Genomic DNA, 25,053 nt, shown 5'->3' with positions numbered 1-25,053 from the left:
GCAAAGGCTGGCTGAAACGGCATCCACCGTGATGGCATATTTTCAAGGCGTCTACGCGCTACAATGTGGCTTTTGCCAACCATCGAGGTGTGCGTTTTGACTGCTCCAGGTCCATTGAATTCCACTGCTGGCTCGCTTTTTGTGGTGGCGACGCCGATTGGCAACCTGGACGACATCAGTGCCCGGGCGCTGAAGGTGTTGCGCGAGGTTAAATTGATCGCGGCGGAAGACACGCGACACTCCCAACGGTTGATGCAGCATTTTGGAATCAGCACGCCACTGGCGGCGTGCCATGAGCACAATGAGCGTGAAGAAGGCAGCCGTTTCATCACCCGCTTGCTGGCCGGTGATGACGTGGCATTGATCTCCGATGCGGGTACGCCGTTGATTTCCGATCCGGGATACCACCTGGTCCGCCAGGCACGCGCCGCTGGTATCAATGTAGTGCCTGTTCCGGGAGCGTGCGCGCTGATTGCCGCATTATCTGCCGCAGGCTTGCCGTCGGATCGGTTTATTTTCGAAGGTTTCCTGCCGGCCAAGGCAGTCGGCCGTCGCGCGCGCCTTCAGGCCCTGAAGGAAGAGCCGCGCACCCTGATCTTCTACGAAGCTCCGCACCGCATCCTTGAATGCCTGCAGGATATGGAACTGGTGTTCGGCGGCGAGCGCCTGGCATTGCTGGCCCGGGAGTTGACCAAGACCTTCGAAACCCTCAAGGGGCTGCCGCTGGAGGCGTTGCGGGCGTTTGTCGAGGGCGACAGCAATCAGCAGCGAGGCGAATGTGTGGTGCTGGTGGCGGGCTGGAGTGCGCCGGAGAATGAAGACGCCGTGGGCAGCGAAGCCATGCGCATCCTCGACTTGTTGCTCAAGGAGATGCCGCTCAAGCGTGCCGCTGCCCTTGCCGCAGAAATTACCGGGGTGCGTAAAAACGTGTTGTATCAAGTGGCGCTCGATAAACAGAAAGCTGAATAGTTCCGGGGTCGAATCTGTATTTCGTCTGAACATGATGGCACTGCTGCACTTTAATACTTGTCCTCAGACCTTCGTGCCGTTAACCTGCGCGGCGGAGAGTCGATTGGACAGTCGCTGCCCTCTATGAAAATTAGGGGGGGGAGGAAAGTCCGGGCTCCATAGGGCGAAGTGCCAGGTAATGCCTGGGAGGCGTGAGCCTACGGAAAGTGCCACAGAAAATAACCGCCTAAGCGCTTCGGTGCCGGTAAGGGTGAAAAGGTGCGGTAAGAGCGCACCGCACGACTGGCAACAGTTCGTGGCTAGGTAAACCCCACTTGGAGCAAGACCAAATAGGGTCCCAAGGCGTGGCCCGCGCTGGGACCGGGTAGGTTGCTAAAGATGTCCAGTGATGGCCATCGTAGACGAATGACTGTTCAAGACAGAACCCGGCTTACAGATCGACTCTCCACCTTTTTTCCTTGCGTTCGAATCTCGTGCGCAAACCCGGTAGTAACGCAAGAATCCCTCCCTGCCAAATCATTGGCAGATGCGTCTTCGTAATACCAAAAAAATCTTACTCTTAATAAATTACTTTAACTTTAAGTCGTAGCTCCATGAGCTATTTGCCGTTGTTGAGTCAAAAACATCGTCAAACTCTGGTTTCTCCTCCTCTTACCCTCCTAAATCTCCGTTCTGTAAGGCTTTTCCTTGAATCCGCGCCTTGACGGTGTGGTAGGCGCATTCCTATAGTGTGCGCAAGTGGCGGAAAGTGGCACAAAGTGGGTTTTTTGAACGTAAAACGCTAAAATTTGGAGAAACGCATCTGTGTTTCGCGGAGCTAACGCTATCAGTCTCGATGCAAAAGGCCGTCTCGCCATGCCGAGCCGGTATCGTGACGAGCTCATTTCGCGAAGTTCAGGGCAGTTAATCATCACGATTGACGCCGTTGACCCTTGTTTGTGTGTTTACCCCCTCGATGAGTGGGAGTTGATTGAAACCAAGTTGCGCGCGCTGCCTTCATTGCGTGAAGAAAACCGCCGCCTCCAGCGTTTGCTGATCGGCAATGCCGTTGACCTTGAACTCGATGGCAGCGGTCGTTTCCTGGTGCCTCCGCGTCTGCGCGAGTACGCCAAGCTCGACAAGCGCGCAATGCTGGTGGGTCAGCTGAACAAGTTCCAATTGTGGGACGAAGATGCCTGGGATGCTGTGTCTGCAGCTGACCTGGCTGCTATTCAACAACCGGGCGCCATGCCTGATGAACTGCGTGATTTGATCCTGTGACTATTGATAGCGGCTTTAACCACATCACCGTACTGCTTGACGAAGCCGTTGAGGCTCTCGCCGTACGCGCGGATGGCTGCTATTTGGATGGCACCTTCGGCAGGGGCGGGCACAGCCGTTTGATACTCAGCCAGCTCGGGCCCGACGGTAAGCTCCTCGGGTTCGACAAGGACCCTCAAGCGATTGCCACCGGGCAAGCGCTAGCGGCCGAAGACGGCCGCTTTGTCGTTGTGCAGCGCAGCTTTGCCGAGCTGGGTGCCGAAGTCGCCGAGCGCGGCATGGCAGGCAAGGTGGCCGGGGTTTTGCTCGACCTGGGCGTGTCTTCGCCGCAGCTCGACGACCCTGAGCGCGGCTTCAGCTTCATGAACGACGGCCCCCTGGATATGCGCATGGACCCCACCCGTGGGGTCAGCGCTGCCCAGTTCATCGCCACCGCACCGGTGGAAGAAATCGCCCGCGTATTCAAGGAATACGGCGAAGAACGCTTCGCCGGCCGGATGGCGCGTGCCGTGGTCGAGCGTCGGGAAATCCAGCCTTTCGAGCGTACCGCCGACCTGGCCGAAGTGTTGAAGGTCGCCAACCCGGCGTGGGAAAAGGGCAAGAACCCGGCAACTCGCGCGTTCCAGGGCCTGCGCATTCACGTCAACAACGAATTGGGCGATCTGGAAGCCGGCCTTGAAGCCGCTCTGGACGCTCTGGAAGTGGGCGGCCGCCTGGTGGTGATCAGTTTCCACTCCCTGGAAGACCGCATCGTCAAACTGTTCATGCGTCGTCTGGTCAAGGGCGAGTCCGACAACCTGCCGCGCAACCTGCCGGTACGTTTCGAAGCCTTTGTGCCGAAAATCAAAATCCATGGCAAAGCGCAGTTCGCTTCCGAAGCTGAACTCAAGGCCAACCCACGTTCCCGTAGCGCCGTCATGCGCGTCGCGGAGAAGCTGCGGTGAGCAAGCTTTTCGCCAAACCCCTGCCGGGCGGCAGCTTCTTTATGTTGCTGCTGTTTGTCGGCGTGCTGGTGTCCGCGATTGCGGTGTCCTACAGCGCCCACTGGAACCGTCAGTTGCTCAATACCTTGTATGGGGAGTTGAGCGTGCGTGACAAGGCGCAGGCGGAGTGGGGCCGGTTGATCCTCGAACAAAGTACCTGGACAGCCCACAGCCGTATCGAAGTGCTGGCCACCGAGCAGTTGAAGATGCACATCCCGGGCGCGGCCGAAGTTCGCATGGTGGCGCCATGATGAAGCTCGAAGGCGCACTCTACCCGTGGCGTTTCCGCCTGATGCTCGGCTTGCTGGCATTGATGGTGGGTGCGATCGTCTGGCGCATCTTCGACCTGCAGGTGGTCGACCGCGACTTCCTGATCGGCCAGGGTGACGCCCGCAGCCTGCGGCATATTCCAATTCCTGCGCACCGCGGCCTGATCACCGACCGTAATGGCGAGCCCCTGGCCGTCAGTACCCCGGTGACGACGCTGTGGGCCAACGCTAAAGAGCTGCAAGTTGCCAAGGACAAGTGGCCCGAGCTGGCCGCCGCCCTTGGCCAGGACCGCAAGGCCCTGACCGATCGCCTCGAAGCCCAGGCCAACAAGGAATTCATCTATCTGGTTCGCGGGCTCACACCCGAGCAAGGCCAGCAGGTGCTCGACCTTAAAATCCCCGGTGTCTACGGCATCGAGGAGTTTCGTCGTTTCTATCCGGCCGGTGAAACCACTGCGCACATGGTCGGCTTTACCGATATCGATGATCATGGTCGCGAAGGCGTTGAGCTGGCCTACGACGAATGGCTGGCCGGAGTTCCGGGCAAGCGGCAGGTCATCAAGGATCGGCGCGGCAGGCTGATCAAGGATGTCCAGGTCACCAAAAACGCCAAGGCCGGCAAGCCTCTGGCGTTGTCGATCGACCTGCGCCTGCAATACCTGGCCAACCGCGAACTGCGTAACGCGATCATCGAGAACGGCGCCAAGGCCGGTAGCCTGGTGATCATGGACGTGAAGACCGGCGAGATCCTCGCCATGGTCAACCAGCCGACCTACAACCCCAACAACCGTCGCAACCTGCAGCCGGCGATGATGCGTAACCGCGCAATGATCGACGTGTTCGAGCCCGGTTCGACCATGAAAGCCATCTCCATGAGCGCTGCCCTGGAAACCGGGCGCTGGAAACCTACCGACAAGGTCGAGGTTTACCCAGGCACCTTGCAACTTGGCAAATACACCATTCGTGACGTATCCCGCAGCGAAGGTCCGGTGCTGGATCTGACAGGCATCCTGATCAACTCCAGTAACGTGGGCATGAGTAAGGTCGCCTTCGACATTGGCGGCGAAACGATCTATCACCTGGCGCAGAAAATCGGTCTGGGGCAACCCACCGGTCTCGATTTTCCGGGTGAGCGCGTGGGCAACCTGCCGAACTACCGCGAGTGGAGAAAGGCCGAGACTGCCACGCTGTCCTACGGCTACGGCCTGTCGGTCACTGCGATCCAGCTGGCCCACGCGTTTTCGGTGTTGGCCAATAACGGCCGCATGGTGCCGCTGAGCCTGATCCATGTGGACGAACCGCCGAAAGCCAACCAGGTCATTCCGGAAAAAGTCGCCAAGACCATCCAGGGCATGCTGCAACAAGTGATCGAAGCTCCACGCGGTGTATTCCGGGCTCAGGTGCCGGCTTATCACGTGGCAGGTAAGTCCGGTACTGCGCGTAAGACGTCCGTGGGCACCAAAGGCTACGCCGAAAATTCCTACCGCTCGCTGTTCGCTGGCTTCGGCCCGATGAGCGACCCGCGCTACGCCATCGTCGTGGTCATCGACGAACCGAGTAAAGCCGGCTACTTCGGTGGCCTGGTCTCGGCGCCGGTGTTCAGCAAAGTAATGTCCGGCACCCTGCGCCTGATGAACATCACGCCGGACAATCTGCCGCCGACCCAACAAGCCAACGCCGGACCACCGGCCGCCGCTGTCAAAGCCAATGGAGGGCGCGGCTGATGTCTCTGAGCCTCAACAAGATTTTTGCCCATGCCGGCCGCGATCTGCTGATTCGCGAATTGAGCCTGGACAGCCGCAACGTACGCGCCGGTGACCTGTTCCTGGCGGTGCCTGGCGGCAAGTTCGATGGTCGTGCGCATATCGCAGACGCCCTGCAGCGCGGCGCGGCGGCTGTGGCCTATGAAGTGGAAGGCGCCACTGTGCTGCCGATCACCGACGTGCCGTTGATTCCAGTCAAGGGCCTGGCTGCGCAGCTCTCTGACATCGCCGGGCGTTTTTACGGCGACCCGAGCCGCCAGCTCAACCTGATCGGCGTGACCGGCACCAATGGCAAGACCAGCGTGACCCAGTTGGTCGCCCAGGCTCTTGACCTGTTGGGCCAGCACTGCGGCATCGTCGGCACCCTGGGCACTGGCTTTTATGGTGCGCTGCAAAGCGGCCTGCACACCACGCCGAACCCGATTGCCGTGCAAGCGACCCTGGCCGACCTGAAAAAGGCCGGCGCCAAGGCGGTTGCCATGGAAGTTTCCTCACATGGTCTGGATCAGGGGCGAGTGGCTGCCCTGGCCTTTGACGTTGCGGTGATGACCAACCTGTCCCGTGATCACCTCGACTACCACGGCACCATGGAGGCGTACGCCGCCGCCAAGGCCAAGCTGTTTGCCTGGAATGACCTGAAGTGCCGGGTGATCAACCTGGACGACGCATTTGGCCGTCAACTGGCTGGCGAAGAAAGCGAAGCACGCCTGATCAGTTATAGCCTGAAAGATTCCAGTGCCTACCTGTATTGCCGCGAAGCCCAGTTCAATGACGAGGGCGTACGCGCCACGTTGGTCACGCCCCAGGGCGAACACCACTTGCGCAGTACCTTGCTCGGCCGCTTCAACCTGAGCAACGTACTCGCTGCCATCGGCGCGCTGCTGGGTCTGGATTACGCCCTGGATGAAATCCTGCGCGTACTGCCCAAGCTTGAGGGCCCGGCTGGCCGTATGCAGCGCCTGGGTGGCGGCAAACAGCCGCTGGTGGTGGTCGATTACGCCCATACCCCGGATGCCCTGGAAAAAGTTCTCGAAGCCCTGCGCCCACATGCCAAGGGCAAATTGCTCTGCCTGTTCGGCTGCGGCGGTGATCGCGATCGCGGCAAGCGTCCGTTGATGGCTGAGATTGTCGAGCGTTTGGCCGACGGCGTACTCGTCACCGACGACAACCCGCGCAGTGAAGACCCAAGCCAGATTTTCGATGACATCCGTGTCGGCTTCAAAGATGCCTCCAAGGCCACCTTCGTTGCTGGTCGTGGTGCCGCCATTGCCCAACTGATTGCCAGCGCCAGCGCTGACGATGTGGTGGTGCTGGCGGGCAAGGGGCACGAGGACTACCAGGAAATCAACGGCGAGCGCCATGCCTTCTCCGATCTGGTCGAGGCTGATCACGCCTTGGCTGCCTGGGAGGTCGCCCATGCTTAAAGTCATGCAGTTCAGCCAACTCACCCAGGCCCTGTCGGCCCGCGTAGTGTCGAGCGATTGCACCTTCAACGGCGTGAGTATCGACAGCCGCAACATTCAGCCTGGGCAGTTGTTTGTCGCCCTGGCAGGCCCGCGCTTCGATGGTCACGACTACCTGAACGAAGTCGCCGCCAAAGGTGCCGTCGGTGCCTTGGTACAGCGTGAAGTGCCCGACTCCACCTTGCCGCAATTGCTGGTGCCCGATACTCGCTTGGCCTTGGGTCAATTGGGTGCGCTCAACCGCGCTGCTTTTGACAAGCCGGTGGCGGCCATTACCGGCTCCAGCGGCAAGACCACGGTCAAGGAACTGCTTGCCGGTGTCCTGCGTACGCGCGGGCCGGTGCTTGCGACCCGGGGCAACCTCAACAATGATTTCGGCGCACCGCTGACCCTGCTCGAACTGGCCCCGGAGCACACGGCAGCCGTGATCGAGCTGGGGGCTTCGCGTATCGGCGAAATCGCCTACACCGTGGCGCTGACCAAGCCTCACGTGGCGATCATCAACAATGCCGGTACCGCCCATGTCGGCGAGTTCGGCGGCCCGGAAAAAATCGTCGAAGCCAAGGGTGAAATCCTTGAAGGGCTCGACGCCTCGGGCACCGCTGTGCTGAACCTGGACGACAAGGCTTTCGCGACCTGGCGTGTACGCGCCGCCGGCCGCAAGGTGATGACGTTTGCGGTGCTCAATGCCGCGGCCGACTTCCATGCTTCAAATATCACCGTCGACGCCCGCGGTTGCCCGTCCTTCACCTTGCATACCCCGCAAGGCAGCGAACACGTGCAACTGAACCTGCTGGGCAACCATAACGTTGCCAACGCCCTGGCCGCCGCCGCCGCCGCCCATGCCCTGGGCGTGTCGCTGTTCGGTATCGCTACGGGCCTGGGCGCGGTGCAGCCGGTCAAGGGCCGCACTGTGGCGCAATTGGCTGCCAACGGGATGCGCGTGATTGATGACACCTACAACGCCAACCAGTCCTCGGTCTGCGCCGCCATAGATCTGCTCAAGGGTTTCGATGGACGCAAAGTACTGGTGCTGGGCGATATCGCCGAGCTGGGCGACTGGGCCGAGCAGTCCCATCGCGAAGTGGGTGCCTACGCCAGCGGCAAGGTCGACGCGCTCTACGCGGTCGGCCCGAACATGACTCACGCCGTGAGCGCCTTCGGTCCCGGTGCGCGGCATTTTGCGACGCAAGCTGAATTGATCCAGGCGCTGACGGCGACTGAACACGACAAACACACAACCATTTTGATCAAGGGATCGCGCAGCGCGGTGATGGAAAACGTCGTCGCAGCCTTGTGTGGCTCAAGTACGGAGAAACATTAATGCTGCTGCTGCTGGCTGAGTATCTGCAACAGTTCCACAAAGGCTTCGCGGTCTTTCAGTACCTGACCCTGCGCGGGATCCTGGGTGTGCTGACCGCGCTGTCTTTGTCACTGTTTCTGGGGCCGTGGATGATCCGCACCCTGCAGAACCTGCAAATTGGTCAATCGGTTCGCAATGACGGCCCGCAGTCGCACCTGTCCAAGTCCGGCACGCCGACCATGGGCGGTGCGCTGATCCTGTCGTCCATCGGCGTCAGCACCTTGCTCTGGGCCGACCTGCATAACCGCTACGTGTGGGTGGTGCTGCTGGTGACCCTGCTGTTCGGTGCCATCGGCTGGGTGGATGACTACCGCAAAGTGATCGAGAAAAACTCCAAGGGGCTGCCAAGCCGCTGGAAGTATTTCTGGCAGTCGGTGTTCGGCCTCGCTGCGGCAGTCTTCCTGTACACCACTGCGCCAAGCGCCGTGGAAACCACCTTGATCATCCCGATGCTCAAGGATGTAAGCATTCCACTGGGTGTCGGCTTCGTGGTGCTGACCTATTTCGTGATCGTCGGCTCCAGCAACGCGGTGAACCTGACCGACGGCCTTGATGGCCTGGCGATCATGCCGACGGTGATGGTTGGCGGTGCACTCGGCATCTTCTGCTACCTGTCGGGCAACGTGAAATTCGCAGAATACCTGCTGATCCCTTACGTACCGGGCGCCGGTGAGCTGATCGTGTTCTGCGGCGCGCTGATCGGTGCCGGCCTGGGGTTCCTGTGGTTCAACACCTACCCGGCACAAGTCTTCATGGGCGACGTCGGCGCGCTGGCGCTGGGCGCTGCCCTTGGCACCATAGCGGTGATCGTTCGCCAGGAAATCGTGCTGTTCATCATGGGCGGTGTATTCGTGATGGAAACCCTGTCGGTGGTCATCCAGGTGGCTTCCTTCAAATTGACCGGGCGTCGTGTGTTCCGCATGGCGCCGATCCACCACCACTTTGAACTCAAGGGCTGGCCCGAGCCACGTGTGATTGTCCGTTTCTGGATCATCACCGTGATTCTGGTACTGGTCGGCCTTGCCACCCTGAAACTGAGGTAGAAACGAGTGTCCCTGATCGCTTCAGACCACTTCCGCATCGTTGTCGGCCTCGGCAAGAGCGGCATGTCCCTGGTTCGCTTCCTGGCGAACCGGGGCACGTCGTTTGCCGTGGCCGACACGCGGGAAAATCCACCGGAGCTGGTCACGCTGCGCCGTGACTACCCGCACGTGGAAGTGCGTTGTGGCGAGTTGGATGTCGAGTTTCTGTGCCGTGCCGATGAGCTCTACGTGAGCCCCGGCCTGGCCCTGGCTACACCCGCCCTGCAAGCTGCTGCAGCGCGTGGCGTCAAGCTGTCCGGTGATATCGATCTGTTTGCGCGTAACGCCAAGGCGCCGATCGTGGCCATCAGCGGTTCCAATGCGAAGAGCACCGTGACCACCCTGGTCGGCGAAATGGCGGCTGCGGCCGGCAAGCGGGTGGCTGTGGGCGGCAATCTCGGTGTGCCGGCGTTGGACCTGCTCAGCGACGACGTCGAGTTGTACGTGATGGAGTTGTCGAGCTTCCAGCTGGAAACCACCCACGATCTCGGCGCTGAAGTGGCCACCGTGCTGAACGTCAGCGAAGACCATATGGACCGCTACAGCGGCCTGCCGGCTTATCACCTGGCCAAGCACCGGATCTTCCGTGGCGCCAGGCAATTTGTAGTCAATCGCCAGGATGCCCTGAGCCGTCCGCTGATGGGCGAGGGCATGCCTTGCTGGACTTTCGGCCTGGGCAAACCCGATTTCAAAGGCTTCGGCATTCGCGAAGAGAACGGCGAGAAGTACCTGGCCTTCGAATTCCAGAACCTGATGCCGGTACGCGAGCTGAAGATCCGTGGCGCACATAACCAATCCAATGCCCTGGCTGCACTGGCGCTCGGTCACGCGGTTGGCCTGCCATTCGACGCGATGCTCGCCAGCCTGCGTACGTTCGCTGGCCTTGAGCATCGCTGCCAGTGGGTACGCGACCTCAATGGCGTGAGCTACTACAACGACTCCAAGGCCACCAACGTCGGTGCCGCCCTGGCTGCCATCGAGGGCCTGGGTGCCGATATCGACGGCAAGCTGGTGCTGATCGCGGGTGGTGATGGCAAGGGCGCCGACTTCAAGGACCTTGCAAATCCGGTTGCCGCCCATTGCCGCGCCGTGGTGCTGATGGGCCGCGATTCGGACCTGATCGCCGCCGCCCTCGGCGACGCTGTACCGCAAGTACGCGCGACTTCGCTGGATGACGCCATTGCCCACTGCAAAGCCCTGGCCCAGCCGGGTGACGCGGTGCTGCTGTCGCCGGCCTGCGCCAGTTTCGACATGTTCAAGAATTACGAAGAGCGCGGTCAGCTGTTCGCCCGCGCCGTGGAGGCCTTGGCATGAGCCTCAACCTGAAAAACATCATCAAGCCGTACCCGTCGCCGATCATTACCGGGCGCGGCATCGACCTCGATTTCCCGATGCTCGCCGGGTGCCTGGCGCTGCTCGGCCTGGGCCTGGTGATGATCACTTCGGCTTCCTCCGAAGTGGCTGCCGTGCAGTCGGGCAATACCCTTTACATGATGATCCGTCACCTGGTGTACCTGGTGATCGGCCTCGGCGCGTGCATCGTCACCATGATGATTCCTATCGCCACCTGGCAGCGTCTGGGCTGGCTGATGCTGATCGGCGCGTTCGGCTTGCTGGTGATGGTGATCGTGCCCGGCATCGGCCGCGAGGTGAACGGTTCGATGCGCTGGATCGGCTTCGGCGCATTCAACGTGCAGCCCTCGGAGATCGCCAAAGTGTTCGTGGTGATCTACCTGGCCGGTTACCTGGTACGCCGTCAGAAAGAAGTGCGCGAAAGCTGGATGGGCTTCTTCAAGCCCTTCATCGTGCTGCTGCCCATGGCCGGGCTATTGCTGATGGAACCCGACTTCGGTGCCACCGTGGTCATGATGGGTGCTGCGGCGGCCATGCTGTTCCTCGGCGGCGTCGGCCTGTTCCGCTTCACCTTGATGGTGGTATTGGCAGTCGCGGCGGTGACCATTCTGGTACAGGCGCAGCCTTACCGGATGGCGCGTCTGATTACCTTTACCGACCCCTGGTCCGATCAGTTCGGTTCCGGCTACCAGTTGACCCAGGCGCTGATTGCCTTCGGTCGCGGCGAGTGGCTGGGCGTGGGCCTGGGCAACAGCGTGCAGAAGCAGTTCTACCTGCCCGAAGCCCACACCGACTTCGTGTTCTCGGTACTGGCCGAAGAGCTGGGTGTCGTGGGTTCGCTGTGCACTGTCGGCCTGTTCGTATTCGTATGTGTACGCGCCATGTACATCGGTCTGTGGGCCGAGAAGGCCAAGCAGTTCTTTGCCGCCTATGTTGCCTACGGGCTGGCGTTCCTGTGGATTGGCCAGTTCCTGATCAACATCGGTGTGAACGTCGGCCTGCTGCCGACCAAGGGCCTGACCTTGCCGTTCCTCAGTTACGGTGGCAGTTCGTTGGTGATCTGCTGCGCCTGTCTTGGCTTGTTGCTGCGTATCGAGTGGGAGAGTCGAACCCACTTGGGCAGCGAAGAGATGGAGTTCAGCGAAAGCGACTTCGCCGAGGAGCCGACCCATGGGCGCTAACGTGCTGATCATGGCCGGCGGCACCGGGGGGCATGTGTTCCCGGCCCTGGCTTGCGCCCGTGAATTCCAGAACCGGGGCTATACCGTGCACTGGTTGGGTACGCCCCGTGGCATTGAAAACGAATTGGTGCCCAATGCCGGTTTGCCCCTGCATTTGATCAACGTCACCGGCCTGCGTGGCAAGAGCAAGTTGTCCCTGCTCAAGGCGCCGTTCGTGTTGCTCAAGGCGGTCATGCAGGCACGCAGGATCATCCGCGAACTGAAGCCGGTGTGCGTGCTCGGTTTCGGTGGTTATGTGACCGGCCCTGGTGGCGTTGCGGCGAAGCTCGCTGGCGTACCGGTGATCGTGCACGAACAGAACGCCGTCGCCGGGACTGCCAACCGTCTGCTGGTGCCGTTGGCATCGCGGGTGTGTGAAGCCTTCCCGAAAACCTTCGCTGCCTCGGACAAGCTTCGTACCACCGGTAACCCAGTGCGTACCGAACTGTTCATGGCCATTGCGCGTGACGCTCTGGCCGGGCGCAAGGCGCACCTGCTGATCCTGGGCGGAAGCCTGGGCGCCGAGCCACTGAACAAATTGCTGCCTGAAGCCGTTGCGCAACTTCCTGAGACTCTGCGCCCGGAGATCTTCCACCAGGCCGGCAAGAACCATGATGAAGTCACCGCCACGCGTTATCGCGAGGCCGGTGTGGAGGCCAATGTACAGCCCTTCATCAAAGACATGGCCCAAGCCTATGGCTGGGCCGACCTGGTGGTCTGCCGCGCTGGTGCGCTGACCGTCAGTGAACTGGCCGCTGCCGGTCTGCCGTCGTTGCTGGTGCCTTTGCCCCATGCGATCGACGATCACCAGACCCGCAACGCCGAATATTTGGCCGGGGAGGGCGCTGCCTTCCTGCTGCCGCAAAGAACGACTGGCGCCGCCGATTTGGCCGCACGCCTGACCGAGGTTTTGATGCAACCGGAACGACTCAACAGCATGGCGAGCACCGCAAGCCGCCTGGCCAAACCTGAAGCAACCCGCACCGTGGTCGATATCTGCCTGGAGGTGGCCCATGGTTGAGAATCAGAAAGCCATGCCGCAACCCGAGATGCGCCGCATCCGTCGCATTCACTTCGTCGGTATCGGTGGTGTGGGCATGTGCGGCATCGCCGAAGTACTGCTGAACCTGGGCTACCAGGTGTCCGGCTCGGACTTGAAAGAGTCGCCGGTCACCGAGCGCCTGAAGTCCTTCGGTGCGCAGATCTTTATCGGCCACCGTGCCGAGAACGCTGCCGAGGCCGACGTGCTGGTGGTGTCCAGTGCCGTGAACACCTCCAACCCGGAAGTGGCCACTGCCCTTGAACGCCGTATCCCAGTGGTGCCGCGTGCCGAGATGCTCGCCGAACTGATGCGCTATCGTCACGGCATCGCCGTCGCCGGTACCCATGGCAAGACCACCACCACCAGCCTGATCGCTTCGGTATTCGCTGCCGGTGGCCTGGACCCGACGTTCGTCATCGGTGGCCGCCTGAATGCAGCCGGCACCAATGCCCAGCTCGGCACCAGCCGCTATCTGATCGCCGAAGCCGATGAGAGCGATGCGAGCTTCCTGCACCTGCAACCGCTGGTCGCCGTCGTCACCAACATCGACGAAGACCACATGGCGACCTACGACGGTGACTTCAACAAACTGAAGAAAACCTTTGTCGACTTCCTGCACAACCTGCCGTTCTACGGTCTGGCGGTGGTGTGCCTGGACGATCCGGTGGTGCGTGAAATCCTGCCGCAGGTCAAGCGTCCGACCGTGACCTACGGCTTCAGCGAAGACGCCGATGTGCGCGCAATCAATGTACGCCAGGAAGGCATGCAAACCTTCTTCACCGTGCTGCGTCCCGACCGCGAACCGCTGGATGTCTCGGTGAACATGCCGGGCAACCACAACGTGCTGAACTCCCTGGCGACCATCTGCATCGCCACCGATGAGGGCGTCAGCGATGAAGCCATCGTCGAAGGGCTGTCGCGCTTTGCCGGTGTCGGCCGTCGCTTCCAGGTCTACGGCCAGTTGCCGGTTGAAGGCGGTGACGTGATGCTGGTGGACGACTACGGTCACCACCCGACCGAAGTTGCCGCTGTGATCAAGGCCGTGCGCGGCGGCTGGCCGGAGCGCCGCCTGGTGATGGTTTACCAGCCGCACCGCTACAGCCGTACCCGCGACCTGTACGACGATTTCGTCAATGTACTGGCCGATGCCAACGTGCTGCTGCTGATGGAGGTTTACCCGGCCGGTGAAGAACCGATCCCGGGCGCTGACAGCCGCAAGCTGTGCAACAGCATCCGCCAGCGTGGCCAACTGGACCCGATCTACATCGAGCGTGGCGTCGACCTGGCCCCTATCGTCAAGCCGTTGCTGCGCGCCGGCGACATCCTGCTGTGCCAGGGTGCCGGTGATATCGGTGGCCTTGCGCCCAAGTTGCTGGCGAGCCCGCTGTTTGCAGCCGTGGCAAAGGGGGCGTCGAAATGATCACTGACTACGGCTCCCTGTTTTCCACTGTCGCGCCTGCCGATTTCGGTCGCGTCGCTGTGCTGTTCGGCGGCAAGAGCGCTGAGCGCGAAGTGTCGCTCAAGTCCGGCAATGCCGTGCTCCAGGCGCTGCAAAGTGCCGGTGTGAACGCCTTTGGCATCGACGTCGGCGATGACTTCCTCGCCCGTCTGCAAGCCGAGAAGATCGACCGCGCCTTCATCATCCTCCATGGTCGTGGCGGTGAAGACGGCAGCATGCAAGGCCTGCTCGAATGTGCCGGCATCCCCTACACCGGTAGCGGTATCCTCGCTTCCGCGCTGGCGATGGACAAATTGCGCACCAAGCAGGTGTGGCACAGCCTGGGTATTCCGACCCCGCGTCACGCCGTGCTGTGCAGCGAAGACGATTGTATTTCTGCGGCCAAGGAACTGGGCCTGCCTTTGATCGTCAAACCAGCCCATGAAGGCTCCAGTATCGGCATGGCTAAAGTGAACTCGGCCGCCGAATTGATCGACGCATGGAAAGCGGCAAGTACCTACGATTCGCAAGTGTTGGTGGAACAGTGGATTTCCGGTCCCGAGTACACCATCGCCACCCTGCGTGGCCAGGTATTGCCGCCCATCGCTTTGGGCACGCCCCACACCTTTTATGACTACGACGCCAAGTACCTGGCTTCCGATACCCAGTACCGGATCCCATGTGGCCTCGAAGCAACCAAGGAACAGCAATTGATGGACCTCACGGCGAAAGCCTGTGAGGCGTTGGGTATCGCCGGTTGGGCGCGGGCAGACGTGATGCAGGATGACCAAGGGGATTTCTGGTTCCTTGAAGTCAACACCGCACCGGGGATGACCGACCACAGCCTGGTGCCGATGGCCGCTCGCGCAGCTGGCCTGGATTTTCAGCAGTTGGTGCTGGCGATCCTGGCGGCAAGTATCGAGTCACGAGGCTAAGACATGAAAGGCGCATCGCTTCGTCATCAGCCCCCACAAGCACCGAGCCGCAAGCCGGTGCCACGGGGTGCCAGCCGCATGGTGGCCAAAGAGCCGATGTCGGCGCGCCTGCCCAAAGCCAACTTTGGTTTTATCAAGGCGCTGTTCTGGCCGGTATTGCTGGTGGTGCTGGGGTTCGGTACCTACGAAGGCGCGCAACGCCTGCTGCCGTATGCCGACCGGCCGATCACCAAGATCAGCGTGCAGGGCGACTTGAGCTACATCAGCCAGCAGGCGGTACAGCAGCGCATCGGCCCGTACCTGGCCGCGAGCTTCTTTACTATCGACCTGGCCGGTATGCGCTCGGAGCTGGAACAGATGCCGTGGATCGCACACGCCGAAGTGCGCCGCGTATGGCCCGACCAGGTGACGATCCGCCTGGAAGAACAACTGCCCGTGGCCCGTTGGGGTGATGAAGCGCTGTTGAACAACCAGGGCCAGGCGTTCACCCCGCGTGAGCTGGCCAACTATGAGCACCTGCCGCAGCTGTTCGGGCCGCAGCGGGCGCAGCAGCAAGTGATGCAGCAGTACCAGGCCTTGAGCCAGATGCTGCGGCCACTGGGCTTCTCCATTGCACGCCTGGAACTGCGTGAACGGGGCAGCTGGTTTTTGACGACCGGGGCAGGCAGTTCCGGCCCGGGCATCGAGTTGTTGCTGGGACGCGACCGCTTGGTGGAAAAGATGCGCCGCTTTATTGCCATCTATGAAAAAACCTTGAAAGAACAGATTACGAACATTGCGAGCGTCGACCTGCGTTACGCCAACGGCCTGGCCGTCGGCTGGCGTGCACCGGCCGCGCCCACGGCAGCACAACCCGCTGTCGCGAAGAATTAAGAAGAGGCAGGACCCATGGCAAACGTGCAAAGCGGCAAAATGATCGTCGGTCTCGATATCGGCACCTCCAAGGTGGTGGCGCTGGTGGGCGAGGTTGGGGAAGACGGCGCGATCGAAATCGTCGGTATTGGCACGCATCCGTCCCGGGGCCTGAAGAAGGGCGTGGTGGTGAACATCGAGTCCACCGTGCAATCGATCCAGCGCGCCATCGAAGAAGCGCAGCTGATGGCCGGTTGCCGGATTCACTCGGCGTTCGTCGGCGTGGCCGGCAACCATATCCGCAGCCTGAATTCCCATGGCATCGTGGCGATCCGCGACCGTGAAGTCAGCTCGGCCGACCTTGAGCGCGTCCTCGACGCCGCCCAGGCTGTGGCGATCCCGGCTGACCAGCGCGTGCTGCACACCCTGCCGCAGGACTACGTGATCGATAACCAGGAAGGCGTGCGCGAGCCCCTGGGCATGTCGGGCGTACGTCTGGAAGCCAAGGTCCACGTGGTGACCTGCGCCGTCAACGCCGCACAGAACATTGAAAAATGCGTGCGCCGTTGCGGCCTGGAAATCGACGACATCATTCTCGAGCAGTTGGCTTCGGCCTACTCGGTACTCACCGACGACGAAAAAGAGCTGGGCGTGTGCCTGGTGGACATTGGCGGCGGCACCACCGACATCGCGATCTTCACCGAGGGTGCGATCCGTCACACCGCGGTGATCCCGATTGCCGGCGACCAGGTCACCAACGACATCGCCATGGCGTTGCGCACACCGACCCAGTACGCCGAAGAAATCAAGATCCGCTACGCCTGCGCCCTGGCCAAACTGGCCGGTGCCGGCGAGACCATCAAGGTGCCAAGCGTGGGCGACCGTCCACCGCGCGAACTGTCGCGCCAGGCTCTGGCCGAAGTGGTCGAGCCGCGCTACGACGAACTGTTCACCCTGATCCAGGCCGAACTGCGTCGCAGCGGCTACGAAGATTTGATCCCGGCCGGCATCGTGCTGACCGGTGGCACCTCGAAAATGGAAGGCGCGGTCGAACTGGCCGAAGAGATCTTCCACATGCCTGTGCGCCTGGGCGTGCCCCATGGCGTGAAAGGCCTGGGCGACGTCGTGCGCAACCCGATTTATTCCACCGGTGTGGGCTTGCTGTTGTACGGGCTGCAAAAGCAGACCGATGGCATTTCCTTGTCGGGCCCGAGCATCCGCGACAGCTACCGCAGTGACGACGAAGCCAAAGCGCCGTTGTTCGAGCGGTTGCAGGCTTGGGTCAAAGGCAATTTCTAAAGATTTACCGCGACACCGCAGCACCCGCAGTAAGCAGTAGGCGAAAAAACTAGAGAAAACGAAAGGAGAGGGAACATGTTTGAACTCGTAGACAACATCCCCGCTAGCCCGGTTATCAAAGTAATCGGTGTCGGCGGTGGCGGCGGCAACGCTGTCAACCACATGGTCAAGAGCAACATTGAAGGCGTTGAATTCATCTGCGCCAACACTGATGCCCAGGCGCTGAAAAGCATCGGCGCGCGGACCATCCTGCAATTGGGCACAGCGGTGACCAAGGGCCTCGGCGCTGGCGCCAATCCGGAAGTCGGCCGTCAAGCCGCTCTGGAAGACCGCGAGCGTATTGCCGAAGTGCTGCAAGGCACCAACATGGTGTTCATCACCACCGGCATGGGCGGCGGTACCGGTACCGGTGCTGCTCCGATCATTGCCGAAGTAGCCAAGGAAATGGGGATTCTGACCGTTGCGGTCGTGACGCGTCCGTTCCCGTTCGAAGGCCGCAAGCGCATGCAGATCGCCGACGAAGGTATCCGTCTGCTGTCTGAAAGCGTCGACTCGTTGATCACCATCCCCAACGAGAAACTGCTGACCATCCTGGGCAAGGACGCAAGCCTGCTGTCTGCGTTCGCCAAGGCTGACGATGTACTGGCCGGTGCCGTTCGCGGTATCTCCGACATCATCAAGCGTCCGGGCATGATCAACGTCGACTTTGCCGACGTTCGTACCGTCATGAGCGAAATGGGCATGGCGATGATGGGCACTGGCTGCGCCAGCGGTCCTAACCGTGCACGCGAAGCGACCGAAGCGGCCATCCGCAACCCGTTGCTCGAAGACGTGAACCTGCAAGGTGCACGCGGCATCCTGGTGAACATCACCGCAGGTCCCGACCTGTCCCTGGGTGAGTACTCCGACGTGGGTAGCATCATCGAAGCCTTCGCGTCCGAGCACGCCATGGTCAAGGTGGGTACCGTTATCGATCCGGACATGCGTGATGAACTGCATGTAACCGTGGTTGCGACCGGCCTGGGTGCGAAAATCGAGAAGCCTGTAAAGGTCATCGACAACACCCTGCACAACAGCCAGGTCAGCCAGGCTAATCAGGCAGCGGCCGCTGCAGCACCTGCTCGCCAGGAACTGCCGTCGGTGAACTACCGTGATCTGGACCGTCCGACCGTGATGCGCAACCAGGCCCAGGCCGGTGCTGCTGCATCCCGTAGCCTGAATCCGCAAGATGATCTGGACTACCTGGACATCCCGGCATTCCTGCGTCGTCAGGCCGATTAATGGAATGTATCAGGGCTATGAAGGTGATTGGTGTTCAGCAAAGGTCTGGTCTGTTATTATCGCCAGCCTTTGTTGATACCAGTTCGCAATTTGCGCTGAAGCGGTCCAAGCCATGATTAAACAACGCACCCTGAAGAATATTATCCGTGCCACAGGTGTAGGTCTGCACTCCGGGGAGAAGGTATACCTGACCCTCAAGCCCGCACCTGTCGACACCGGCATCGTGTTTGTTCGTGCCGACCTGGACCCTGTGGTGCAGATTCCTGCTCGCGCGGAAAACGTTGGCGAAACCACGATGTCGACCACTCTGGTCAACGGTGACGTCAAAGTGGACACGGTGGAGCACTTGCTCTCGGCCATGGCTGGCCTGGGCATCGATAACGCCTACGTCGAGCTCTCCGCGTCCGAAGTCCCGATCATGGATGGCAGCGCTGGACCCTTCGTATTCTTGATTCAATCTGCCGGCCTGGAAGAACAGGACGCAGCCAAGAAGTTCATTCGCATTCTGCGGGAAGTGACAGTAGAAGACGGCGACAAGCGCGCCACCTTCGTCCCGTTCGAAGGCTTTAAAGTGAGCTTTGAGATCGATTTCGATCACCCGGTATTCCGTGACCGCACCCAAAGTGCAAGCGTGGATTTTTCCAGCACTTCGTTCGTAAAAGAAGTCAGCCGCGCCCGTACCTTTGGTTTCATGAGTGACATCGAGTACCTGCGCAAGCACAACCTCGCACTCGGCGGCAGCGTTGAAAACGCCATTGTGGTCGACGCGGATGGTGTACTGAACGAAGACGGCCTTCGCTACGAAGACGAATTCGTGAAGCACAAGATCCTCGATGCAATCGGTGACCTCTACCTGCTGGGCAATAGCCTGATAGGCGAGTTCAAAGGCTTCAAGTCGGGCCACGCCCTTAACAACCAGCTGCTGCGCAAGTTGATTGAGCAGACAGACGCTTGGGAAGTCGTGACCTTCGAAGATGCCAGCACCGCACCGATCTCTTACATGCGTCCCGTTGCGGCGGTGTAAGTAACAACTCTCTTTCTTTAGTTTTTAAAGGCTGCCTTCGGGTGGCCTTTTTTATGGCGTTTTATATGGGAAGGGTTGCCGCATCCACAATGCGGTTACGCCCACTGTGCTTGGCCTCATACAACGCTTGGTCAGCCTTGAGCAGCAAGTCCTCAAGGGTGATACGGCTGTGCTTGTGCCAGGTACTCATGCCGATGCTCACCGTGATCGGCTGATCATCCCCGGCCACCTGCGGCAAATGCTGAACGCTCTGGCGGATACGCTCGGCGATCACCCAGGCGCCCTTGGCGTCGGTATGGGGCAGCCCCGCGGCGAACTCTTCACCGCCATAACGCGCGGCCAGGTCGGCCGGGCGACGGATAGTGCTGTTGATTACCTGCGCGACTGCCCGCAACGCATCATCCCCACCCTGATGGCCGTGGCGGTCGTTGAAGGCCTTGAAGTGGTCCACGTCGATCATCAGCACAGTCAGCGGCTCGGTTGAGCGCTGCGCACGGTCCCATTCCATACGCAAGCGCTCGTCCAGAGTACGACGGTTGGCCAGGCCGGTGAGGGCGTCGGTGGCTGCCAGTTCTGACAGCACTTGCTCAGCACGATGGCGACGGCGCAATTCCATGCACAGCGCCCAGGTCAGCCACAACAGACCCACGCATAACACCCCCGTCGCAAGACTTACCAGCCACGCCGCACGCCGCCAGGGCGCGAACACTTCATCACTGGAAAGGGCCACCGCAACGATCAATGGCAAATTGCCCACATTGGAGAAACTGTAAAGGCGTGCCTGATGGTCGACACTGGAGATGCTTTGGAAACTGCCGTCCCGTTCACGCAGCATACGTGCGACGTTGGGGCGTTGGCTCAGGTCCTTATTGATGATATCCGCTTCCAGCAAAGGCTCTTGCGCCAGCAGGATGCCTTGGTGGTTGAGCAGGTTGATCGTGCTGTTGCTGCCGATATTCAGGCTGGTGAACAGCTGGTGGAAGTACGACAGGCGCATGGAAGCCACGGCCACTCCCAGGAAGCGCCCGTCCGGTGACGAAACGCGGCGGCTGAAAGCAATGCGCCATTGGTCATCGCACACACAGCGGGCCATGAACGGACGGCTGATGTACAACCCCACGTCCGGATTCTGGCGGTGAACCTGAAAATAGTCCCGATCAGCGAAGTTGCCGGGCTTGATCGTGAGCAGTGACGAGTCGGCAATCACCTCGCCGGTGGGATCCAGCAACAGGACATCGCCCTTGTATGGCGCGGCGGCGGAGCGGTCGAACAGCACCAACTGACGGATACTCGCGGATACATCCTGCAGGTCAGTACGTTCGGTAGCGGTGATCAAACCCTTGAGGCCCACATCGTAGAGTTCGACATTGCGCAACACGTCGGCGTCGATCAATTGGGTGATGGTATTGGCGGTGCGCTTGGCCGTCTGCAAGGTATTGGCGTGTTCACGAATCAGCAGCGCCGTGACGACTCCCACGATCAGCAACACTGTCAGCGTGCTGCCCAGAATAAGCAGGCGCTCAGGGCGGGTAAGGCTTGGGCTCATCGGACGCACTTCTGCTTTGAGGATGCCAATAGCTTAGTAGCAACTCTGGAATAGGTCGCAGAACCAAATGTGGGAGGGGGCTTGCTCCCGATAGCTGAGTGTCAGTCAATAATAGGTTGACTGACCCAACGCCATCGGGAGCAAGCCCCCTCCCACATTAGGAACGCTGTCAGAAGACGTTGATGGGGTAATCCACAATCACGCGGTACTCATCCACGTCCCGATCCACTGCCGAGTAGCCATTGCCACCGCGATTGGTCGCCCATTGCAGGCGCACCGCGAGGTCCTTGGCTTTACCGCCTTGCACCACATATTTGAGGTCGATATCCCGTTCCCAATGCTTGGCGTCCTTGCCGTCGGCGCTGTACCAACTGCTGTAGCCACGACTGTTGGGGTCGACCTTGGTCAGGTCGGTCTTGCCGCTGATGTAGGACACGGCAGACGTCAGCCCCGGCACGCCGAGGCCGGCGAAGTCGTAGGCGTACTTGAGCTTCCAGGAGCGCTCGTTGGGGCCGTTGAAGTCCGAGTACTGCTGGGAGTTGTCCAGGTACACGCTGTCGCCCTGGGTGATGTAGTCGAACGGCGTGTTGCCGTTGACCCGCTGATAGGTGGCCGTGACGCTGTGGTTGCCCACGCCTACAGTGAAATGCAGGCTGTAGGTGTTGTTGTCGATATCACCCAGCAGCGATTGGCCGGTGTCCTGGGTGTGGTAGTAGTGCAGGCCGGGGGTCAGGCTGACCAGATCATTGAGGGCGTAGGTATATTCGAGGTCGTAGTAGTACTGGTGCCATACGTCCTTGAGTTCGGAGGCGTACAGGTTGCTGGTCAACCCGGCAATGCCGCTGAACGACACGCCGGCCCAGTCCAGGTGCTGGCTGTCGGCATTGGCCGGCAATGCACCGTAGCTGGTGCCGATGCGCCGATGGCCGCTCTGGTTGTAGAGCTTGGTAAAGCTGGCCTGGCCGCCTTCGATCATCCAGCCGTCAAAGCTGTGGTTGGTCAGGCTTACACCCCGGAACGTCTGCGGCAACATGCGCGTCATGCCGCCGGCGATCACCGGGTTGTTGAGGAACAGGTCGCCGGCTTTCAGTTCGGTATCGAAGGCACGCATTTTCAAGGTGCCGCCGGCGGTGGAAAACGAACCCGGTGCCTTGCCGTTGCCGCTGCCGTAGGGAAGGATGCTGGAGCCATCAGTGCCGCCGCCGCCGTCGAGCTTCAGGCCGAGCATGGCGTTGACGTCCAGGCCAAAGCCGACGGTGCCCTGGGTGTAGCCGGACTCGAAAGTGCCGATAAAGCCCTGGCCCCATTCCTTGCTGTCATCGGTATGGATGTCGCGACGGTCGCGGTTCATGTAGTAGTTGCGGGTGTTGACCGTGAGGTGCGAACCCTCGACGAAGCCTTCGTCGGGCGGGGCGTCCGCCGCGTGGGCAAGGGGGATGATCGTTGCTGCGATTGCGAGGAATAACGGGGTGAACGTCAGCGAGTTCTTCACCGGTGGAGCTCCTTTGGTCAATCATGAACGGCCAGTGTCGTGGGGTGTGCCCGGCCTTTTTTCACGGCAAAAAAAAGCCGCTGAAAATCAGCGGCTTTAAGACAGATTCCCAGTGTAGAGCCCTGGAAATAAGTCGAGGGAAATTCGGGTAAGCGGGTCAGCTGCCTTTGCCGTCGCGCTCATCGATGCGTCAAAGTAACGCAGGCGAGCGGTGCGATACAGAGTGTAACAAGATAATAACTATTGCCCAAATCGCAACAGTGTGGGCGATAGGATCTTCTGTGGGAGCTGGCTTGCCTGCGATGCAGACACCTCGGTATGCCAGGCGCACCGGGGTGATGCTATCGCAGGCAAGCCAGCTCCCACATTTTTGACCGAGTTGTTTAGACCGGAAGGGTGATACCAAAGGTATTGCCACCGCCTTCGCTGCGCACAAACACATCCCCGCCATGCATCAACGCAATCGCCTTGACGATTGCCAGCCCCAGCCCGTGATTGGCCCCGCTGTTGCTGCGTGATGCATCCACCCGGTAGAAACGTTCGAACAGGCGTGGCAAGTGTTCGCTGGCGATCGCCTCGCCCGGGTTGGTCACGCCAATCGCTACCTGTTGCCCCTGCACCTGGATGTGCACGTTGATAACCTGTCCGGGCGCGGTATGTTGCACGGCATTGCTCAGCAGGTTGATCAGCGCACGCCGCAGGTGGGCCTTTTCGATATGCACCCGGGCGTCGCCGTGCACCCGCACCCGCACCTGAGCGTCTTCGAGGATGAAGTCCAGATAGTCGAGGGTGGTGGCCACTTCATCGGCCAGTGAGCATTCGATCAGCTTGGTGGCTTTGCTGCCCTGGTCGGCGCTGGCGAGGAACAGCATGTCGTTGATGATCGAGCGCAGCCGTTCCAGCTCTTCCAGGTTCGATTGCAACACCTCGAAATAGTGCTCGGCCGAACGCCCGCGTGTCAGTGCGACTTGGGTCTGGCCGATCAGGTTGGTCAGCGGCGAGCGCAGTTCATGGGCCACGTCGGCGTTGAACGATTCCAGGCGCGAGTAGGCTTGTTCCACGCGGTCGAGAGTGGCATTGAACGAATTGACGAACAGGCTCAACTCCGGCGGCAGCGGTGACAATTTCAAGCGCCCCGAGAGTTTGGGCGGGGCGAGTTTGCGCGCTTCGTCGGAGAGCTTTTCCAGTGGCTTCAAGCCGATGCGCGCAACCCAGAAACCCAGCAGCGCGGCCATGACCACACCCACCATTGCCAGGCTGATCAACGCCACCAGCAAATGATGCTGGGTGGCGCGGAAGTTTTCGGTGTCGATGGCGATCATAAAGCGCAACGCCGGGCGCTGGTCCTTGGCCGCAAACTGGCTGACCAGCACCTTGAACGGATAAGCGTGGCCGGGCAGGCGCAGGTCGCGCTTGCCCGTCGGGCCCTGTGCAAAGGCGCGGATTTGCGCGTCCGGCTCGCCATATTCATAGCTCGGGTCGTTGCTGACCACCCAGAATCGAATGCGCTTGTCCTCTTCCCCCAGCAGCTTGAGCTTGGACTTTATCTTGACCCAATGCTCCGGCGTGCCGAAGCGGTTCACCGACGATTCCAGCACGCTGTAGCGCGCATCCAGTTCGGCGCCCGGCAACAACCCCAGGCCGCGATCCACCTGCTGGTACAGCGCGCCGCCGATCAACACGAAGATCAGCAGCGCCACCAGGGTGAACATGCCGCTCAGGCGCAGGGCGATGGAGTTAGCCGACACTGCGGTTCTCCAGCACATAGCCCATGCCGCGAATGGTGTGCAGCAGCTTGTGTTCGAACGGCCCGTCGAGCTTGGCGCGCAGGCGCTTGATCGCCACTTCCACCACGTTGGCATCGCTGTCGAAATTGATGTCCCAGACCATCTCGGCAATCGCGGTCTTGGACAGGATTTCTCCCTGGCGACGCGCCAACACGCTGAGCAGCGAGAACTCCTTGGCGGTCAGGTCCAGGCGTACACCGTTGCGACTGGCCTTGCGGCTGATCAAGTCGATCCACAGGTCGGCGACGGTTACCTGCACCGGCTCATGGCCGCCGCTGCGGCGGGTCAGGGCTTGCAGGCGCGCCACCAGCTCAAGAAACGAAAACGGCTTGCCCAGGTAATCATCGGCGCCCTCACGCAGGCCGCGAATGCGGTCCTCCACGCGCTCGCGGGCGGTGAGCATGATCACCGGCGTCTGCTTGCGGGCGCGCAACGCCCGCAATACGCCAAAGCCGTCCAGGCCGGGGAGCATCACGTCGAGCACGATCACCGCGTACTCATTCTCCAGCGCCAGGTGCAGGCCCTCGACGCCTTCGCGTGCCACATCGACGGTGTAGCCTTGCTCTGTCAGGCCACGGTGCAGGTAGTCTGCGGTTTTCTCTTCATCTTCAATAATCAGGACGCGCATGACC

At 60.9% G+C, this 25,053-nt stretch carries 21 protein-coding genes and 1 other RNA gene; 18 read left to right on the top strand and 4 right to left on the bottom strand.

Annotation, left to right across the window (positions count from 1 at the left end):
* Positions 1–63 precede the first annotated feature (63 nt).
* From rsmI to lpxC, 18 genes are all read left to right on the top strand, one after another.
* Positions 64–969: a 16S rRNA (cytidine(1402)-2'-O)-methyltransferase gene (gene rsmI / locus E4P00_RS13915; protein WP_164699512.1), complete on the top strand. Its 906-nt coding sequence runs from the start codon at positions 64–66 to the stop codon at positions 967–969.
* A 95-nt stretch (positions 970–1,064) separates the two neighbouring features.
* An RNA gene (rnpB, locus tag E4P00_RS13910) (RNase P RNA component class A) lies at positions 1,065–1,418 on the top strand.
* A gap of 355 nt (positions 1,419–1,773) precedes the next feature.
* Positions 1,774–2,229 (top strand): division/cell wall cluster transcriptional repressor MraZ, encoded by a 456-nt coding sequence (mraZ, locus tag E4P00_RS13905; RefSeq protein ID WP_003171868.1) that lies wholly within the window; start codon positions 1,774–1,776, stop codon positions 2,227–2,229.
* A 2-nt stretch (positions 2,230–2,231) separates the two neighbouring features.
* A complete protein-coding gene (rsmH, locus tag E4P00_RS13900; protein ID WP_087945273.1) occupies positions 2,232–3,173 on the top strand; it encodes a 16S rRNA (cytosine(1402)-N(4))-methyltransferase RsmH in 942 nt (313 codons plus the stop codon).
* Entirely contained in the window at positions 3,170–3,463 is a 294-nt protein-coding gene (ftsL, locus tag E4P00_RS13895) for a cell division protein FtsL (protein WP_003188663.1), read from the top strand. Before rsmH ends, ftsL begins: the two co-directional genes overlap by 4 nt.
* Positions 3,463–5,205 (top strand): penicillin-binding protein 2, encoded by a 1,743-nt coding sequence (locus tag E4P00_RS13890; protein WP_164699553.1) that lies wholly within the window; start codon positions 3,463–3,465, stop codon positions 5,203–5,205. Before ftsL ends, E4P00_RS13890 begins: the two co-directional genes overlap by 1 nt.
* Positions 5,205–6,668, top strand: a complete 1,464-nt coding sequence (locus tag E4P00_RS13885) for a UDP-N-acetylmuramoyl-L-alanyl-D-glutamate--2,6-diaminopimelate ligase (protein WP_248131787.1) — start codon at positions 5,205–5,207, stop codon at positions 6,666–6,668. The genes E4P00_RS13890 and E4P00_RS13885 overlap by 1 nt, the downstream gene beginning before the upstream one ends.
* Complete coding sequence (gene murF / locus E4P00_RS13880) at positions 6,661–8,031, top strand: UDP-N-acetylmuramoyl-tripeptide--D-alanyl-D-alanine ligase (RefSeq protein ID WP_248131785.1); 1,371 nt, start codon at positions 6,661–6,663, stop codon at positions 8,029–8,031. Before E4P00_RS13885 ends, murF begins: the two co-directional genes overlap by 8 nt.
* A complete protein-coding gene (gene mraY / locus E4P00_RS13875) occupies positions 8,031–9,113 on the top strand; it encodes a phospho-N-acetylmuramoyl-pentapeptide-transferase (RefSeq protein ID WP_005784939.1) in 1,083 nt (360 codons plus the stop codon). The genes murF and mraY overlap by 1 nt, the downstream gene beginning before the upstream one ends.
* A gap of 6 nt (positions 9,114–9,119) precedes the next feature.
* Positions 9,120–10,466, top strand: coding sequence for a UDP-N-acetylmuramoyl-L-alanine--D-glutamate ligase (gene murD, locus E4P00_RS13870; RefSeq protein WP_005784940.1), 1,347 nt, complete (start codon positions 9,120–9,122; stop codon positions 10,464–10,466).
* A gap of 8 nt (positions 10,467–10,474) precedes the next feature.
* On the top strand, positions 10,475–11,686 hold the full coding sequence (ftsW, locus tag E4P00_RS13865; RefSeq protein WP_164365925.1) for a putative lipid II flippase FtsW: 1,212 nt from the start codon (positions 10,475–10,477) through the stop codon (positions 11,684–11,686).
* On the top strand, positions 11,676–12,746 hold the full coding sequence (murG, locus tag E4P00_RS13860; RefSeq protein ID WP_248131783.1) for an undecaprenyldiphospho-muramoylpentapeptide beta-N-acetylglucosaminyltransferase: 1,071 nt from the start codon (positions 11,676–11,678) through the stop codon (positions 12,744–12,746). The genes ftsW and murG overlap by 11 nt, the downstream gene beginning before the upstream one ends.
* A complete protein-coding gene (murC, locus tag E4P00_RS13855; protein ID WP_005784945.1) occupies positions 12,739–14,187 on the top strand; it encodes a UDP-N-acetylmuramate--L-alanine ligase in 1,449 nt (482 codons plus the stop codon). Before murG ends, murC begins: the two co-directional genes overlap by 8 nt.
* A complete protein-coding gene (locus E4P00_RS13850; protein ID WP_005784946.1) occupies positions 14,184–15,140 on the top strand; it encodes a D-alanine--D-alanine ligase in 957 nt (318 codons plus the stop codon). Before murC ends, E4P00_RS13850 begins: the two co-directional genes overlap by 4 nt.
* A 3-nt stretch (positions 15,141–15,143) precedes the next feature.
* Complete coding sequence (locus E4P00_RS13845; protein WP_032803262.1) at positions 15,144–16,013, top strand: cell division protein FtsQ/DivIB; 870 nt, start codon at positions 15,144–15,146, stop codon at positions 16,011–16,013.
* Between the two features lie 15 nt (positions 16,014–16,028).
* Entirely contained in the window at positions 16,029–17,291 is a 1,263-nt protein-coding gene (ftsA, locus tag E4P00_RS13840; RefSeq protein WP_003188682.1) for a cell division protein FtsA, read from the top strand.
* A 75-nt stretch (positions 17,292–17,366) separates the two neighbouring features.
* Positions 17,367–18,572: a cell division protein FtsZ gene (gene ftsZ / locus E4P00_RS13835; protein ID WP_005784951.1), complete on the top strand. Its 1,206-nt coding sequence runs from the start codon at positions 17,367–17,369 to the stop codon at positions 18,570–18,572.
* A gap of 112 nt (positions 18,573–18,684) precedes the next feature.
* Entirely contained in the window at positions 18,685–19,596 is a 912-nt protein-coding gene (lpxC, locus tag E4P00_RS13830; protein ID WP_003171886.1) for a UDP-3-O-acyl-N-acetylglucosamine deacetylase, read from the top strand.
* Between the two features lie 61 nt (positions 19,597–19,657).
* Here lpxC and E4P00_RS13825 read toward each other — a convergent pair whose 3' ends face one another.
* The 4 genes from E4P00_RS13825 to E4P00_RS13810 all read right to left on the bottom strand — a co-directional run bounded on the left by E4P00_RS13825 (position 19,658) and on the right by E4P00_RS13810 (position 25,049).
* On the bottom strand, positions 19,658–21,142 hold the full coding sequence (locus tag E4P00_RS13825) for a diguanylate cyclase (RefSeq protein WP_248131781.1): 1,485 nt from the start codon (positions 21,140–21,142) through the stop codon (positions 19,658–19,660).
* A 169-nt stretch (positions 21,143–21,311) separates the two neighbouring features.
* Positions 21,312–22,634: an OprD family porin gene (locus E4P00_RS13820; RefSeq protein ID WP_248131779.1), complete on the bottom strand. Its 1,323-nt coding sequence runs from the start codon at positions 22,632–22,634 to the stop codon at positions 21,312–21,314.
* A 383-nt stretch (positions 22,635–23,017) separates the two neighbouring features.
* Complete coding sequence (locus E4P00_RS13815) at positions 23,018–24,382, bottom strand: heavy metal sensor histidine kinase (RefSeq protein ID WP_248131778.1); 1,365 nt, start codon at positions 24,380–24,382, stop codon at positions 23,018–23,020.
* Entirely contained in the window at positions 24,372–25,049 is a 678-nt protein-coding gene (locus E4P00_RS13810; RefSeq protein WP_005784958.1) for a heavy metal response regulator transcription factor, read from the bottom strand. The genes E4P00_RS13815 and E4P00_RS13810 overlap by 11 nt, the downstream gene beginning before the upstream one ends.
* Positions 25,050–25,053: the final 4 nt, after the last annotated feature.

The organism is Pseudomonas sp. B329, from assembly GCF_023127835.1.
GTDB classification, from domain to species: domain Bacteria; phylum Pseudomonadota; class Gammaproteobacteria; order Pseudomonadales; family Pseudomonadaceae; genus Aquipseudomonas; species Aquipseudomonas synxantha_A.
Note: the sequence above shows the minus strand (reverse complement) of the source record. Positions and strands in the feature narration are given on the sequence as shown.

What these genes read in the sequence shown, in the direction of transcription:
- ftsZ (WP_005784951.1), top strand. Translation starts at nt 17,367, where the DNA reads ATGTTTGAACTCGTAGACAACATCCCCGCTAGCCCGGTTATCAAAGTA.
- E4P00_RS13885 (WP_248131787.1), top strand. Translation starts at nt 5,205, where the DNA reads ATGTCTCTGAGCCTCAACAAGATTTTTGCCCATGCCGGCCGCGATCTG.
- murF (WP_248131785.1), top strand. Translation starts at nt 6,661, where the DNA reads ATGCTTAAAGTCATGCAGTTCAGCCAACTCACCCAGGCCCTGTCGGCC.
- E4P00_RS13810 (WP_005784958.1), bottom strand. Translation starts at nt 25,049, where the DNA reads ATGCGCGTCCTGATTATTGAAGATGAAGAGAAAACCGCAGACTACCTG.
- lpxC (WP_003171886.1), top strand. Translation starts at nt 18,685, where the DNA reads ATGATTAAACAACGCACCCTGAAGAATATTATCCGTGCCACAGGTGTA.
- E4P00_RS13845 (WP_032803262.1), top strand. Translation starts at nt 15,144, where the DNA reads ATGAAAGGCGCATCGCTTCGTCATCAGCCCCCACAAGCACCGAGCCGC.
- E4P00_RS13850 (WP_005784946.1), top strand. Translation starts at nt 14,184, where the DNA reads ATGATCACTGACTACGGCTCCCTGTTTTCCACTGTCGCGCCTGCCGAT.
- murC (WP_005784945.1), top strand. Translation starts at nt 12,739, where the DNA reads ATGGTTGAGAATCAGAAAGCCATGCCGCAACCCGAGATGCGCCGCATC.
- E4P00_RS13825 (WP_248131781.1), bottom strand. Translation starts at nt 21,142, where the DNA reads ATGAGCCCAAGCCTTACCCGCCCTGAGCGCCTGCTTATTCTGGGCAGC.
- E4P00_RS13890 (WP_164699553.1), top strand. Translation starts at nt 3,463, where the DNA reads ATGAAGCTCGAAGGCGCACTCTACCCGTGGCGTTTCCGCCTGATGCTC.
- rsmI (WP_164699512.1), top strand. Translation starts at nt 64, where the DNA reads ATGTGGCTTTTGCCAACCATCGAGGTGTGCGTTTTGACTGCTCCAGGT.
- ftsA (WP_003188682.1), top strand. Translation starts at nt 16,029, where the DNA reads ATGGCAAACGTGCAAAGCGGCAAAATGATCGTCGGTCTCGATATCGGC.
- murG (WP_248131783.1), top strand. Translation starts at nt 11,676, where the DNA reads ATGGGCGCTAACGTGCTGATCATGGCCGGCGGCACCGGGGGGCATGTG.
- mraY (WP_005784939.1), top strand. Translation starts at nt 8,031, where the DNA reads ATGCTGCTGCTGCTGGCTGAGTATCTGCAACAGTTCCACAAAGGCTTC.